Source organism: Novosphingobium sp. NPDC080210 (assembly GCF_050281025.1).
Classification (GTDB): domain Bacteria; phylum Pseudomonadota; class Alphaproteobacteria; order Sphingomonadales; family Sphingomonadaceae; genus Novosphingobium.
This window is the reverse complement of record NZ_JBNNWL010000003.1, coordinates 323116-337095: the sequence shown is the minus strand read 5'-3', so window position 1 is coordinate 337095 and position 13980 is coordinate 323116. Positions and strand designations below refer to the sequence as shown.

Below are 13980 nucleotides of genomic sequence, written 5' to 3'. Positions count from 1 at the left end.
CCCAGTCCATGGAACCCTAATAGGTCAGCCCCGCCAGTTGCGCACCAGATTCAGCAACTGACCGACATGTTCGACCGGCGTGGTCTGGCCGATGCCATGACCCAGATTGAACACGTGGGGGCGATCCGCAAAGGTTTCGAGAATGTGCAACGCCTGGCGCTCCATCTCGTCGCCGCCAGCCAGCAGCAGCAGAGGATCGAGATTGCCTTGCACCGGCAGTCCTTCCGGCAGCACCTTGTGCGCCCAGAGCGGGTCGATGGTTTCGTCCAGGCCAATCGCCTGAACCCCGGTTTCACGGGCATAGGCGGGCAGCTTTTCGCCCGCGCCCTTGGGAAAGCCGATGACCGGCACGTCCGGGAAGCGCGCATTGATGGCCGAAGCAATCGCCGCATTGGGCGCGATGACCCAGCGTTCGAACTGCGCTGGGGACAGACTGCCCGCCCAGGAATCGAACAGCTGCACGGCCTCTGCCCCGGCCATGATCTGCCCGGCGAGGTATTCGATCGTGACGCCAACGATGGCGTCAATGATCGCCTGAAAAGCCGCAGGATCGCGATAGGCCAGTTCGCGGGTGACGTGCTGATCGCGGCTCCCCTCGCCCGCCACCATATAGGTCGCGACGGTCCAGGGCGAACCGGCAAAGCCCAGCATGGTCTTGTCAGCCGGTAGCTGCGCGCGGACCAGCTTCACCGTGTCATAGATCGGCGTCAGGCGTTCCGGCACCGCATGAAGACTGCTCAGCGCCACATCGACCAGCCGGGGCGACAGGTGCGGCCCCTCACCCACCAGGAATTCCAGGTCCTGGCCCATGGCATAGGGAACGATCAGAATGTCGGAGAACAGGATTGCCCCGTCCATGCCATAGCGGCGCAGCGGTTGAATCGTGATTTCCGCCGCGGCTTCGCTGTCATAGACCAGGGCCAGAAATCCGCCCTTCTCCGCCCGCAATGCGCGGTATTCGGGCAGATAGCGCCCAGCCTGGCGCATCAGCCACGAAGGCCGGGGACGGACGTTTTTTCCACGCAGGGTGTCGAGAAGCAAACCGGGCATCGCGTCGGATTCCAATCCAATTCAAATTAGATTCTTAAAAGGATTCAGGTGTTGTTGGCCTGTGGAAAGCGGGCACAAGCGCCCCTTGCCGGAATTCTCCCGTTCTGAACAGGGGTGCTGGCACATCCGAATCCTTGCTGCGGCGCGTCAAGGCAATCTTATCCCCGTTGTCCCCAGCCTGTGGGGAACACTATCCACCTGTCCACAAGAGTCCCTGTGGCAGGCCGGGAAGGGGCATGGATTCTTTCCCCGAACTTGTACCAATGGTTGTCCCGTGGTTTATGAGCCTGTTCATCCACAGGGGCCCTTGATCCACTTCCATGCCGCGCCTGCATCTTCATCTGCTGTCGGATTCCACCGGTGAAACGCTGGAAATGCTGGCCAAGGCGGCGCTTGCCCAGTTCGAAGGGGCGGAAGTGAACCGGCATTTCTGGCCGATGGTCCGCTCGCAGCAGCATCTGGACCGGATCATGGGGGAAATCGGGGCCAATCCCGGTCTGGTTTTCTTCACGCTGGCCAATGCCGACATCCGGGTCAAGCTGGAGGAGCGGTGCCGCGCCTTGGGCCTGCCGGTCGTGCCGGTCCTCGACGCTGCCGTGGCCGCGCTGGAGGATGCCCTGGGTCAGCACCCCCGCGCCCGTCCTGGCAGCCAGCACACGATGGACGAGGCCTATTTCCGCCGGGTCGATGCGATCCACTATACTATTGCCCACGATGACGGGATCGGCTGGGAGAACTGGGAAGAGGCGGACATTGTCCTGGCCGGCGTGTCGCGCAGCTCCAAGACGCCAACATCGATCTACCTCGCCAACCGCGGGTACAAGGTGGCCAACATTCCAATCGTGGTGGAAAGCCCCCCGCCACCGGCCCTGTTCGGGCTGAAGCATCCTCTGGTCGTGGGCCTGACTACTGCCCCGGACCGGCTGGTCCAGGTCCGCCGCAATCGCCTGCTCTCGCTCAACCAGGCGCCGGAAACGTCCTATGTCGATGCCGACCGGGTGGCCAAGGAAGTGCAATATGCAAGGCGCATGTTTGCCGATAATGGCTGGCCGGTGATCGACGTGACGCGCCGTTCCATCGAAGAGGCGGCGGCGGCAATCATCAACCTCTACAACGAATCCCGGGCTGCCCCGGCAGGAATGGCGGAATGACCCTGATCCTCGCCTCGCAAAGCGCCTCGCGCCGCGCCATGCTGGACGCGGCTGGCGTCACCTATGAAGCCATGCCCGCCTATCTGGACGAACGGGCTTTGGAAGGCAGTCTGCAAGGTTCCCCCCCCGACCTGGTTGCCTTGGCCCTGGCTGAGGCAAAGGCGCTGGCAGTCAGCAAGGAGCGGCCTGAAGCGACGGTTCTGGGCAGCGATTCCCTGGTCGCCGTGGATGGCCGCCGGTTCGACAAGCCCGCCAGCCGCGACCAGGCGGCAGAGCACCTGCGGTTCTTTTCCGGGCGCGAAATGCAGCTGTTCTCTGCCGCCTGCCTGGCCCGTGGCGATCAGGTGCTGTGGACCCATGTCGCCCTGGCCCGGTTGCAGGTCCGCGCATTGAGCGAGGCTTTCATCGCTGACTATCTTGCCCACGAATGGCCTGCCGTGGCGGGCTGCGTCGGCGTGTTCCGGATCGAGGCGCGCGGAGTGCAATTGTTCGACACCATCGCAGGGGATCACTTCACCGTGCTGGGAATGCCGTTGCTGCCGGTTCTGGGTGCCCTGCGCGAACAAGGGGAACTGCCCGCATGACCCGGCCCTATGCCGAAGTGATCGGCGATCCCATCGTTCAATCGAAAAGCCCGGCGATTCACAACTTCTGGCTGGGCAAGCTGGGCCTCGATGCGGAATACCGCGCCTGCCATGTCCTGCCTGCCGAACTGGGCGATTACTTTGCCCGGAGGCGCGGCGATCCCGATTGGCGCGGCTGCAATATCACCATGCCGCACAAGCAGGCCGCGATGGCTTTTCTGGACGAGGTCGATCCGCAAGCGGCGCGGATCGGCGCGGTCAACACCGTGGTGCGCGGCGTCGATGGCCGGCTGACCGGCTATAACACCGACGCCCCGGGCTTTCTGGAGCCACTGCAGCCCCTGCTAGCCGATACGCACCTGTTCCGCATGGCCCGCATTCTGGGCGCGGGCGGCGCGGCGCGGGCCATTGTCGCGGCTTTGGCGGACGAAGGATTTACCCTGGTTCTGGCAGCACGCGATCCGGCCAAGGCGCGCGCCCTGCTGGACGAACTGGCCCCCAAGGGCGAGCACCACGCGGTCGACCTGGCGCACTTCGCGCCGGAAACCGACTTTGCCTTCGATGATCGGCAGGGGCTGCTGGACCTGATCGTCAATGCCAGTCCGCTGGGCATGGCCGGTCAGCCGCCGCTGGCCTTCGATTTCAGCCATGCCCCGCCGGGAAGCGTGGTCTATGACATTGTCACTCACCCGCTCGATACGCCGCTGCTGGTCGAAGCGCGCCAGCGCGGCTTTCCCACCGTGGACGGGCTGGCCATGCTGATCGGGCAGGCTGCGGTGGCCTTTGAAAAGTTCTTTGGTGCCCCGGCCCCGCGCGAACAGGATGCGCAGCTTCGGGAGATCTTGACGGCATGACGGACCAGCGCCCCTTCATCCTTGGCCTGACGGGCTCCATCGGCATGGGCAAGAGTGCGGTTGCCGCCATGTTTCGGGGGCTGGGCGTGCCGGTCTTCGATGCCGACGCGGCGGTGCACGAATTGCAGGGACCGGGCGGCGCCTGCATCGCCCCGATCGAGCGCGCCTTTCCCGGCACGACCGGGCCGCAGGGGGTGGACCGGCAAAAGCTGGGCGCCGCCGTCTTTGGCAATCCCGCCGCGCTCAAGACTCTGGAAAGCATCGTCCACCCGGAAGTGGCCGAAATGCGCCGCGCCTTTCTGGCGGACAATGCCAATGCCCCCCTGATCGTGTTCGACATTCCGCTCCTGTACGAAAAGACCGGGCAGCATGGCCTTGATGCTGTAGTCGTGGTGTCCGCTCCGGCAGAGGTCCAGCGCGAACGGGTGCTGGCCCGGCCTGGCATGACCGTGGAAAAGTTCGAGCAGATCCTGAAGTTGCAAGTGCCCGACGCGGAAAAGCGCAAGCTGGCCGACCACGTGATCGACACCGGGGTCAGCCTGGCCGAAACCCGCCATGCCGTGCAGCAACTGGTCCACCGGATCACAGGGATCGAAAATTCGGTGTGAATCCCTCTTGTAACCGCCCGCAAAGGGGCAGATATCGGAAGGGTAATGCGCGAGATCATCTTCGACACCGAAACCACCGGACTCGATCCAAAAAGCGGTGATCGGCTGGTGGAAATCGGCTGCATCGAAATGGTCAACCGGGTGCCGACCGGCGCCACCTTCCATTGCTATTTCAACCCGGACCGCGACATGCCGGCAGAGGCCGAGCGGGTTCACGGCATTTCCGCCGCTTTCCTGGCTGACAAGCCGCGCTTTCATGAAAAGGCGGCGGAGTTCCTGGAATTCATCGGCGAAGAGGCGATGCTGGTCGCTCACAACGCCGGGTTCGACTTTGGCTTCGTCAATTCCGAGCTCGAAATGTGCGGACTGCCGCCGCTCAGCCGCGACCGCATGGTCGATACGGTGGCCATGGCGCGGATGCGGCATCCGGGGGCGAAGAATTCGCTCGACGCGCTCTGCACCCGCTATGGCATTGATCGCAGCCACCGCACAAAGCACGGCGCCTTGCTTGACGCCGAACTGCTGGCCCAGGTCTATGTTGAACTGACCGGCGGACGGCAGATCGGCCTGTCGCTCGCCGCCGAAGTCGAAACGATCGAGATTACCACGCTCGCCGTCACCCGGCGCGAGCGAATATTCCGCCCCGCAAGGCCCCATGCGCCAAGCGAGGCTGAACTCGCGGCCCATGCCGCATTCCTCGAAACGATGCAGTCTCCGCTATGGCGTGACTGACATCGTTCCGGGCTTTTGTGAAGGAGAAGCAACGATGGACATTCGCGTATCGGGCCACCAGGTTGAAACGGGTGAAGCGCTGCAGGTGCATGCGCAGGATCGGCTGAATGCGATCGTTGAAAAGTATTTCCCCCGCGCGCTTTCCAGTTCCGTCACCTTCAACCGCGCCCCGGCAGCTGCCTTCCGCTGCGACATCGTGACTCACGTGATGCAGGGCCTGGTGCTGAAGGGAGCGGGTATCGCCCAGGACGCGCATGTGGCGCTGGACCAGGCCGCCGAAAAGATCGACAAGCAGATGCGTCGCTACAAGCGCCGGATCAAGGACCGGCACGAGGAAAGCGCCCATGCCATGCGCACCGAGGAAGCCGCCTACACCGTCTTTGTCGAACCGGATGAAGAGGCCGAGGAAGTCACTATCGATGCCCCGGTCGTAATCGCGGAAACCCGCGTCGACGTGCCAGAGGCGACCGTATCGGATGCGGTGATGATGCTAGACCTGCGCAATACCAACGCGCTGCTGTTCAAGAATGCGGGAACCGGCAAGCACAATATGGTGTATCGCCGGGGGGATGGTTCGATCGGATGGGTTGAACCCCGGTGACGCGCGGGGTAAAGGCGCGCGTCAATCCGACAGGCGAGGGGGCTTGAAGCGGGGTCAACCGCTGACCGGGCTTTAACCGGCCCGGTCGTGCAACTTGGATCTTACGTCTGAAATGACTGCACTTTTCACCCTGATGCCCGAAGCCGTGGGAACGGTCGATGCGGATAGCAAGCAAGCGATCCTGGAACAGCTGGCAGAGCGATTCGCCAGCGTTTACGGCCTGGAATCGAATCTGGTGCTGGAACGCATCGAAGAGCGGGAAAAGCTTGGTTCTACCGGATTCGGGCGCGGCGTAGCCATTCCGCACGCCCGGATTCCCGGTCTCAACCGTCCGGTCGGCGCGTTCCTGCGCCTGGCCAGCCCGGTTGCTTTCGATGCGGCGGACGGGATGCCGGTGAGCATGGTTTTCGGCCTGCTCTCGCCCGAAGCGGCTGGCGCCGCTCACTTGCACGCCCTCGCCGCGATCAGCCGCCTGATGCGCGACGAGGCCATGCACCGCGCCCTGGCCGAAGCGCCGGGTGCCGAGGCGATTTACGGCCTCTTGTCCAATTCGATCGAGAAGGACGCGGCCTGAGCGCCCGCCTTCCCGCCCACATGGCTGTGGCAGGAATCATCCGCGCGGCAGAGGCTGCGGGCGGCTTTGGCGCGGTCCTGCACAAAGGTGAACGCGAAGCCGGAACAATCCTTGTCGTCATGGCTGAAAGAGGCGCAAATCTGCGCCTGTTCGAGCTTTTGCCCGACCCGGAAAGAGGCCGGGTCTGGACCTGCACGAGGCAGCAAGACCCTGAAAATCCTGCGGACTTCTCCGAATACCTGGATCGGCGCTGCAGTCGCGATCCGGACCTGTGGATTGTTGAACTGGATATCGCGGATGGTGAACGGTTCATCCTGCGGCAAGGTTTCCTGGGTTGACTCTGCTGCGCTGCACAACCAAAGGCCCCCCACTCTTTGATGCGCAGGCGGCGCGCGCAGACATTCCGGTCTGCCACGCAAGCACGCAGACGGGGGGCAGTCGGCAGGATCCCGGCGTGGAATAAGTGAAACAGGTTCGCCTGGTTGATCGTTCCCGACCATCCTGCGTCAGGCGCGTCCACCGCCCAAAAAGAACTTGTAGTGAGTCCGAAGCTTCAAAAGGCATCCGCATTGGCGGTAGCCGCAACACTTTTCACTATTATTGCAAGCGCCGGTGGTTCGGGCGCGGCAGCGCAGAACAGGGTTTCCGCGCCGGCCATCCAGGAACCAGTCTCCAACAATTCGCAGCTGTTGGTTACCCCGCTTCCCGCCGAGGCGCAGATCACCGTGCCTCAGGTGGTAGAGGCTCCGGGGCCCGGCTCCGCCACCCTTGACGATACCCCGGATACGCTGGCCGAACTTGTCGCCGCGCAGTCCGCTCCGGTTGAACTGACCAACGAAATGGAATGCCTTGCCGGCGCGATCTATTTCGAGGCGAAAAGCGAAACCCTGGCCGGACAGCTGGCCGTGGGCCGCGTGATCGTCGCCCGGTCCAAGTCGGGCCGCTTCCCGACTTCCTATTGCGGGGTGGTCTATCAGCCGTCCCAGTTCTCGTTCGTCCGGGGCCGTTCGATGCCCGCGATTCCCAAGGCTTCGAAGGCCTGGAAGAACGCTGTCGCCATCGCCCAGATCGCGCATGAGAATACCTGGAGCAGCCCCGTCGAAGGCGCGCTGTTCTTCCATGCTGCCTATGTCAGCCCGGAATGGCGCCTGCGCCGCCTGGGCAAGGTCGACAACCACGTCTTCTATCGCTGAGACGCAGCACGGTCTGAAATCAAAAGGGCGGGGTAACACCCGCCCTTTTTCGTGGGATCAGCTCTCGGGGCGAAACTCGACCCAGACCGGCGCATGGTCGCTGGCCTTTTCCCGCCCCCGGTGCGCCTTGTCGACGCCGCAGGCGACCAGCCGGTCGGCCAGTTCGGGCGACAGCAGGGCATGGTCGATGCGAAAGCCATGATCGCGCTGCCAGGCCCCGGCCTGATAGTCCCAATAGGTCCAGACCCCGCCTTGTGGATTGTGAGTGGCCAATGCGTCAGTCCAGCCATCGCCCAGCAGGCGGAAATAGGCATTGCGCGATTCCGGCTGCATCAGGGCATCGTCGGCCATGGCGCGCGGTGACCACACGTCGCTGTCAGTCGGGATCACATTGAAGTCGCCCAGCACCACGGCAGGGACTTCCTCGGCCTTGATCTGCGCCATCCGGGCGCGCAGGCGTTCCATCCAGCGCAGCTTGTAGTCGAACTTCGGCCCCGGCTGCGGATTGCCGTTGGGCAGGTAGATGCAGACGATCCGGGTGCCGAACACGTCTGCTTCGAGATACCGGGAATGATCGTCCTCAGGCTCCCCCTCCAGCCCGCGCTGGATTTCCACCGGCTTGGTCCCGTCGGCCAGGATCGCAACGCCGTTGAAGCTTTTCTGGCCGTGCCAGATGGCGTGGTAGCCCAGCTTTTCAAACTCGTCGGCGGGAAAGCCTTCGTCCTGGGTCTTGATCTCTTGCAGGCAGGCAACGGCCGGGCGGGTCTCCTCCAGCCATTCCAGGAGGCGCGGCAGGCGGGCCTTGATCCCGTTGATATTGAACGTGGCGACCTTCATCAGACGGCAAAGCTTGAACCGCAGCCGCAACCAGCGCTGGCATTCGGATTCTCGACCTTGAATGCCGCGCCGCCCAACGATTCGACATAGTCGACCATGCTGCCACCAACCAGGTCCAGGCTGACTGGATCGACCACCAGGGTCACGCCGTCGCGCTCTACCACCAGGTCATCCGCTTCGGCAGCCTCGGCCAGTCCGAACTTGTATTGAAACCCGGAACAGCCGCCCCCTTCGACCGAGAGGCGAAGGATCGCAGGCTTGCCCTGCTTGGCCGCAATGGTTGCCACGCGCGCGGCGGCCGAGGGGCTGAGAGTCATTGTCGGTGCATCCATGTTGCCGATGTAGGGCTTCCCCGCCCCAGCGGCAAGGAATCACGCGCTCTGGATATAGGCCCGCATGGCTTCGGCATCGGCCACGACGCGGTCGATCCGGTGCTTGACCAGATCGCCGATCGAAACAAAAGCCGTCATCTGTTCCCCGTCTACGACCGGCAGGTGGCGAATGCGGCGGCGGGTCATCAGGCCCAGCGCCTCCAGCACGTCCGTTGCGGGGGACACGGTGATCGGCGGAGAGGTCATTACCTCGCCCACGGTCTTGTCGAGCACGCCCGGGCCTTGCTCGGCCAGTTCGTAAACCACGTCGCGTTCGGAAAAGATGCCGGCAACCTTGCCCCCGGCATAGACCGGCATGGCGCCGATTCGTCGCTCTGCCAGCAAGCGTACCGCATCGCGCACGCTGGTTTGCGTATCGCAGGCGACGATTTCGCCGCTCCGCCCTTCGATCAGTCGCGCAATCGTCATGGCAACTCTCCGGGTCTGTTCTTGCCCGGAGATGATGACACGAAGCGAGGCGCTTGGCGAGTCGGCTTAGGCTTGGTCCTTGCCGGCCGGATAGAGCCGGAATTCTTCGACCGGAACGCCGCCCACCAGGTGTTCCTGGATGATCCGTTCCAGCACCGGCTCCGTCGCGGAATGATACCAGACGCCTTCGGGATAGACGACGGCAATCGGGCCCGCAGCGCAGATCTTCAGGCAATCGGCCTTGGTCCGGGCAATGCCGCCGTCGCGGTCCAGCTTCAGTTCCTTGAGCCGCTTCTTGAGGAACTTCCACGCCGGGGCCCCCACCGCGGCAGAGCAGCACTCACCCTTTTGCGCTTCGGCGCAAAGGAAGATGTGGCGACGGACCTTGTCTCCGCCGTTGGTGGCCAGGGCCGCGCGGGCACGGGCGAGTTCTGCCTGATCGTTCACGGTTTGAGCGTCCACTCGGCGAGAATTTGCCGGTAGTCCTCGGCAATCGGAGTGGGACGATCATCCGCAATCGCGACCAGCGCCGAACGGGCAAAGGCCACCGCGCGGCCGTTCTGGGCCAGCAACTGGATCACGGTCCAGCTGGAATTGCCCACCCGCTCCACCGCGCAATGGACCGTAACGGGATCAGGGAAATGGCCTTGCGACAAGTATTCCATCGCCACGCTGGCGACCATGGCGCGGCGCTCGCCGATCTTTACCGCGCTGCCCATCGACATGTTGAAGCGCACCCGCGCGTCTTCCATCATCGCCGCCAGGGCAACGTTGTTGAGATGCTGGTTCGGATCGACGTCGGCAAACCGCGTCGTGATCGTGTGGGCAAAAGGATAGCGCGCCGCATCGAGCAGCGCTGCATCAGGACGGGCCATGGTTCAGTTCCCCGACTTCAGGAAGCGGTCCAGCCAGGCAAAGACCGTCTGGTGCCATTGCAGCGAGTTCTTGGGTTTGAGCACCCAGTGATTCTCGTCCGGGAAGACCAGCAGTTCCGCCTCAACCCCCTTGCGTTGCAGGGCGGTGAAGGCACCCAGGCCCTGGCTGTAGGGAATGCGGAAGTCCTTTTCGCCCAGCACGACCAGCATCGGCGTCTTCCACTTGGCCACGTGGTTCACCGGGTTCCACTTTTCATAGGCTTCGGGCGCTTCGTAATAGGGCTTGCCGCCATGTTCCCATTCGTTGAACCACAGTTCCTCCGTGGAATAGGCCATGGCGCGGGAATCGAACACGCCGTTGTGATTGACCAGGCAGCGGAAACGGTCCGGCCACTGCCCCTCGATCCAGTTCATCATGTAGCCGCCATAGGATGCACCCAGCGCGCAGGCCTTTGTGCCGTCCAGCTGCGGGCGTCCGGCCAGGGCGGCTTCCAGGCCCAGCTTGAGGTCTTCCAGTGGCTTGCCGCCCCAATCCTGGTTGATCGCATCGGTGAAGGCCTGCCCGTAGCCGGTCGATCCGTGGAAATCGATCGAGACGACCGCATAGCCCTGGGCCGCGAAAACGCGCGGGTTCCAGCGCGATGACCAGGCGTCATTGAACGAACCCTGCGGTCCGCCATGGACGAACAGCAGCACCGGCAGCTTGCCCTTGGCATTGGCCGGAGTCTGGATCTGGCCCCAGACGGTCGCTCCGTTTGCGCCCTTGAAGCTGAAACGTTCGCTGCTGAGCGGAACCAGCGCCGCCAGCTGCGCATCGTTGGCGCGGCTGAGCTGGCGGGGAGCCTTGCCCTTTTCCGCGATCCACACTTCGGCGGGGCTGGCCACGCCGTCGCGGGTGTAAAGGATCGCGCCATTGGCCAGCGGGGTGACATTGCCGATGTGGCCTTCGCGCGCACCTTTCGGGGCGAGCCGCAGGCGGGTGATCTTGCCGCTGTCCAGCTCGACCCTGAATGCCGGGGTGTCCAGCACGTCCTCCGCAGTGACGATCAGGGCGCGGGAATCCGGGGTCCAGGCCAGCGAACTGACCGAACGGTCCCAGCTGCCGGTCAGGGCGCGGCGCTCGTGCGTGGCAAGGTTCATCACGTGGACGACCAGCCGGTCGCTTTCGTAACCGGGGCGCTCCATCGCGGTCCAGGCCAGCCACTTGCCATCGGGCGAGGGGCGCGGCTGGGTATCGGTCGCGAGGTTGGCCTTGGTCGGGCTGTGCGGGGCCTTGCCGTCGAGCATCGAATGCCAGACGTCCAGGTTGGTCGACAGCGGCTCCTGCGCGTTGGACTGGCGCGCGGTGAAAAACACGCTCTTCGAATCGGCGGCCCAGGCCAGTTCCTCACCGCCGCCCATCGGCTTGGACGGCGTATCGCCGGTCAGGGTACCGACCGGGCCGTCCAGCGCGATCGCTTCCCCGCTGACCTTGCCATCGGCACCCAGGTTCACCGCAAAGGCGCGGCTGTAATTGCCCGGCGTTTCCCAGCTGTCCCAGTGCCGGACGAAGCCGGTGCCGGTCTTGTAGTGCCGCCCGGTGCCCGGTCCGGGCTGGCTGGTATCGCCGCTGCTATCGCAGCCGAGCGTCGGGCAGTCGCGTGCGACATCACCCCAGACCAGCAGGCGCGTGCCATCGGGCGATAGCTGGAAGCCCGCGACGTCCGCCTGGAAATCGCTCGCCCGGACCGGTGCCGCTCCGGGGGTGGTCAGGTCCAGGAGCCAGACCTGATCCTTGCCGCTCTTGTCCGAGATGAAATAGAGCCGCGTGCCGTCCGGGCTGAAGGCCGGGCTGTTTTCGCCTGCATCGGGAATGTCGGCAATGCGCTGGGCCGGGCCACCCTTGGCCGGGACGCGCCACAGGCCGGTGCTGCGCTTGTAGCTTTGCGGGTCGGTATCGGTCTGCTGGAACACGACCCACTGGCCATCGGGCGAAGCGGTGGGAGCGACGACGCGCTTCAGAGTGATCAGGTCCTCCGCCGTCATCGCGCGGGGCGCGGTCTGGGCCAGGGCGGGAGCAGCGGACAGGGCGAAAGCGAGCGCACAGAGCGCAGTGGCTGATTTCTTCATGCGGGCAGGATTAGCTGCACTTGCCGCCGTGTCTAGGCCGGACTGCTTCGTCACTGCGTTCCTCGCAATGACGGTCCTGTTCCGGCCTTGCGTTGTTAAACGCGCTTGCCGACGATCCGGGCAATTTCCGCTGCGACCATCTTTTCAACCAGCGGCGGCAGGTTCTTGTCGAGCCATTCGGCAAGGGCCGGGCGCAGCAGTTCGCGGGTCAGGCCTTCCAGCGAGGTTTCGCCCGAACGCACGATCTGCGGGGCAGCGCGCGGTTCGGCCATGACGGCGAGGGCTGCCAGCGATTCGCTGATCGAGCTGACCGTTTCGCGGGGGAGCAGCGGGCCTTCAGGGGCCACTTCCTCAACCACTTCGCCGGCAGTTTCCAGATCGAGCACGTCCTCTTCCTCGTCCTGGATCACAGGGGCAGATGCGGCGCGGCGGGTGGGGGATTCAGTGGCAACACGGTTGTCGCGGGCGATCACTTTCTTGATCGAATCAAGGATTTCCTCGACCGAAGGTTCATTCGCCTGACGCATTGCCCGTTCCCCACGCGTCCCGGAAAGGGACAGAATCAGTCGCCGGTTACTGAACCGTCCTGCGCCCTGGTGTCAACGGTGCGAGTCGAGACCGGCTTGGGATCCGGGTTGTCGTTCCAGTCAAAGATCGACCCGCGCGCGCGGCGATAATTCACGTCCGGATCGTAGAGCGTGCCACCGTCCAGCCCCAGATCGCGGGCCTCCGCCTTGCCCATGGCGGCAAGCAGGTTGAACCCGGCGACATAGGCATTGCGCTTCGCGGTCACCAGCTGGACCTGGGCGTTGAGCAATTCGTTCTCGGCATTGAGGATGTCGAGGATCGTGCGGTTGCCCACGGTGTTTTCAGCCCGGACGCCTTCCAGGCTGAGTTCCGCCGCAGCAACGGCGGTCTGCGAACTGAGCGTCAGCGATTGCGCCGCTTGCCACTGGGCAAAGGCCGCCCGGACCGAAGCGATAACTGCGCGCTCGACACCGATCTCTTGCTCCAGCGTAGCCCCTTCACGGGCCTGGGCCTGGCGCTTTTGTGCCGAGGGCAGTCCGCCCTGGTACAGCGGCACCGTGGCGCGAACGCCGACCGTGGTGTCGGTGCTGCTTTGCACTGCGCCCGGGATCTGGTTGGAGCCCAGGAAGTCGTTGTAACCGCTGCTGGCGAAGACGCCGACCTGCGGCAACCTGCGCGCATTGGCTGCGGCAGTGTCATAGCCGGCGGCCTTGGAGCGCTGGCGCGCGGCGAGCAGGTCGGGGTTCGAATCGAGCGCAATCGCGACTGCATCGTCGGCGTTGGTGGGCAGACCCAGCAGGGCGGGCGGTGTGGCGAGGTTCTGCGGAGCCTTGCCAACCACCTGAATATAGCGTTCGCGCGCGGCGATGAGGTTTGCCTCTGCACTGCGGGTCTGTCCCTGTGCCAGGGCCAGACGGCTTTCGGACTGGGCGACGTCGGTCCGGGTCAGGTCGCCGATTTCAAAGCGGTCGCGCGTCGCCTGCAGGTTGACGTTCAGGCGCTGCACGTTGGCCCGGTTCAGCTTGACCACGGCTTCGGCCAGGATCACGTCCATGTAGCTGGCAACGACCTGGCTGAACACGCCGGTTTCCACGGCTCGCAGATCGGCCTGACCGGCAGCGACGCGGGTCTTGGCCGCCTGGATCGAATTGCGGATGCCGCCGCCCGCGTAAATCGGCATGCCCAGATTGACCGTAGCGTCCAGGTTGCGCTGGGGTGCCAGGGGATTGTCCGTGCTGCCTTCGACGAATTCGCTGTAGGTGGCCGTGCCCGAAACCGAAGGAAGCCCGGCGGAGCGCGCAATCGGCACGCCTTCGTCCACGGCGCGCTGCTGGGCGCGGGCGCCTTGCAGGGTCGGGTTGGTGTTATAGGCCATGACCAGCGCTTCGCGCAGATCGTCCGCCAGGACCGGGGTGGCGGCCATTGCCACCATGCCGGCAATCAGCGCCTGACGCGCAATCTGGTAACCGCTGGACTTCGCCATT

The 13980-nt window shown here is 64.4% G+C and carries 18 protein-coding genes; 9 read left to right on the top strand and 9 right to left on the bottom strand.

Features of this window, described 5'->3' with window-relative positions:
* Positions 1–24: 24 nt before the first annotated feature.
* Entirely contained in the window at positions 25–1050 is a 1026-nt protein-coding gene (gene hemE, locus ACQKOE_RS10630; protein WP_427512762.1) for a uroporphyrinogen decarboxylase, read from the bottom strand.
* Between the two features lie 320 nt (positions 1051–1370).
* Here hemE and ACQKOE_RS10625 point away from each other — a divergent pair, with 320 nt between their 5' ends.
* The 9 genes from ACQKOE_RS10625 (at position 1371) to ACQKOE_RS10585 (ending at position 7347) form a co-directional block, all read left to right on the top strand.
* Positions 1371–2201, top strand: coding sequence for a pyruvate, water dikinase regulatory protein (locus ACQKOE_RS10625; RefSeq protein WP_427512761.1), 831 nt, complete (start codon positions 1371–1373; stop codon positions 2199–2201).
* Positions 2198–2785, top strand: a complete 588-nt coding sequence (locus ACQKOE_RS10620; RefSeq protein ID WP_427512760.1) for a Maf family protein — start codon at positions 2198–2200, stop codon at positions 2783–2785. Before ACQKOE_RS10625 ends, ACQKOE_RS10620 begins: the two co-directional genes overlap by 4 nt.
* On the top strand, positions 2782–3639 hold the full coding sequence (gene aroE, locus ACQKOE_RS10615; RefSeq protein ID WP_427512759.1) for a shikimate dehydrogenase: 858 nt from the start codon (positions 2782–2784) through the stop codon (positions 3637–3639). The genes ACQKOE_RS10620 and aroE overlap by 4 nt, the downstream gene beginning before the upstream one ends.
* The gene (gene coaE, locus ACQKOE_RS10610) at positions 3636–4247 is read left to right on the top strand and encodes a dephospho-CoA kinase (RefSeq protein WP_427512758.1); all 612 of its coding nucleotides are present in this window, start codon (positions 3636–3638) and stop codon (positions 4245–4247) included. Before aroE ends, coaE begins: the two co-directional genes overlap by 4 nt.
* Positions 4248–4292: 45 nt before the next feature.
* On the top strand, positions 4293–4979 hold the full coding sequence (gene dnaQ, locus ACQKOE_RS10605; RefSeq protein WP_374590410.1) for a DNA polymerase III subunit epsilon: 687 nt from the start codon (positions 4293–4295) through the stop codon (positions 4977–4979).
* A gap of 34 nt (positions 4980–5013) precedes the next feature.
* Positions 5014–5580: a ribosome hibernation-promoting factor, HPF/YfiA family gene (hpf, locus tag ACQKOE_RS10600; protein ID WP_374590412.1), complete on the top strand. Its 567-nt coding sequence runs from the start codon at positions 5014–5016 to the stop codon at positions 5578–5580.
* A gap of 112 nt (positions 5581–5692) precedes the next feature.
* Positions 5693–6154: a PTS sugar transporter subunit IIA gene (locus ACQKOE_RS10595; protein WP_374590414.1), complete on the top strand. Its 462-nt coding sequence runs from the start codon at positions 5693–5695 to the stop codon at positions 6152–6154.
* Positions 6155–6174: 20 nt separating this feature from the next.
* Complete coding sequence (locus tag ACQKOE_RS10590) at positions 6175–6492, top strand: DUF1491 family protein (protein ID WP_427512757.1); 318 nt, start codon at positions 6175–6177, stop codon at positions 6490–6492.
* A 201-nt stretch (positions 6493–6693) separates the two neighbouring features.
* Entirely contained in the window at positions 6694–7347 is a 654-nt protein-coding gene (locus ACQKOE_RS10585) for a cell wall hydrolase (RefSeq protein ID WP_427512756.1), read from the top strand.
* Between the two features lie 57 nt (positions 7348–7404).
* Here the strand turns inward: ACQKOE_RS10585 and xth are convergent, their stop codons facing one another.
* The 8 genes from xth to ACQKOE_RS10545 all read right to left on the bottom strand — a co-directional run bounded on the left by xth (position 7405) and on the right by ACQKOE_RS10545 (position 13979).
* On the bottom strand, positions 7405–8184 hold the full coding sequence (xth, locus tag ACQKOE_RS10580) for an exodeoxyribonuclease III (protein ID WP_374590420.1): 780 nt from the start codon (positions 8182–8184) through the stop codon (positions 7405–7407).
* Positions 8184–8516, bottom strand: a complete 333-nt coding sequence (gene erpA / locus ACQKOE_RS10575) for an iron-sulfur cluster insertion protein ErpA (protein WP_427512755.1) — start codon at positions 8514–8516, stop codon at positions 8184–8186. The genes xth and erpA overlap by 1 nt, the downstream gene beginning before the upstream one ends.
* Before the next feature lie 39 nt (positions 8517–8555).
* Positions 8556–8984, bottom strand: coding sequence for a CBS domain-containing protein (locus tag ACQKOE_RS10570; protein WP_374590424.1), 429 nt, complete (start codon positions 8982–8984; stop codon positions 8556–8558).
* 66 nt (positions 8985–9050) lie between these two features.
* Positions 9051–9431, bottom strand: coding sequence for a (2Fe-2S) ferredoxin domain-containing protein (locus tag ACQKOE_RS10565; RefSeq protein ID WP_427512754.1), 381 nt, complete (start codon positions 9429–9431; stop codon positions 9051–9053).
* Positions 9428–9859 carry an acyl-CoA thioesterase gene (locus tag ACQKOE_RS10560; protein ID WP_427512753.1) on the bottom strand — a complete coding sequence of 144 codons (432 nt, stop codon included), beginning with the start codon at positions 9857–9859 and terminating at the stop codon, positions 9428–9430. Before ACQKOE_RS10560 ends, ACQKOE_RS10565 begins: the two co-directional genes overlap by 4 nt.
* Positions 9860–9862: 3 nt before the next feature.
* Complete coding sequence (locus ACQKOE_RS10555; protein WP_427512752.1) at positions 9863–11968, bottom strand: prolyl oligopeptidase family serine peptidase; 2106 nt, start codon at positions 11966–11968, stop codon at positions 9863–9865.
* 95 nt (positions 11969–12063) lie between these two features.
* Positions 12064–12495 (bottom strand): DUF2497 domain-containing protein, encoded by a 432-nt coding sequence (locus ACQKOE_RS10550; RefSeq protein ID WP_374590432.1) that lies wholly within the window; start codon positions 12493–12495, stop codon positions 12064–12066.
* Between the two features lie 35 nt (positions 12496–12530).
* Positions 12531–13979 (bottom strand): TolC family outer membrane protein, encoded by a 1449-nt coding sequence (locus tag ACQKOE_RS10545; RefSeq protein WP_427512751.1) that lies wholly within the window; start codon positions 13977–13979, stop codon positions 12531–12533.
* Position 13980: the final 1 nt, after the last annotated feature.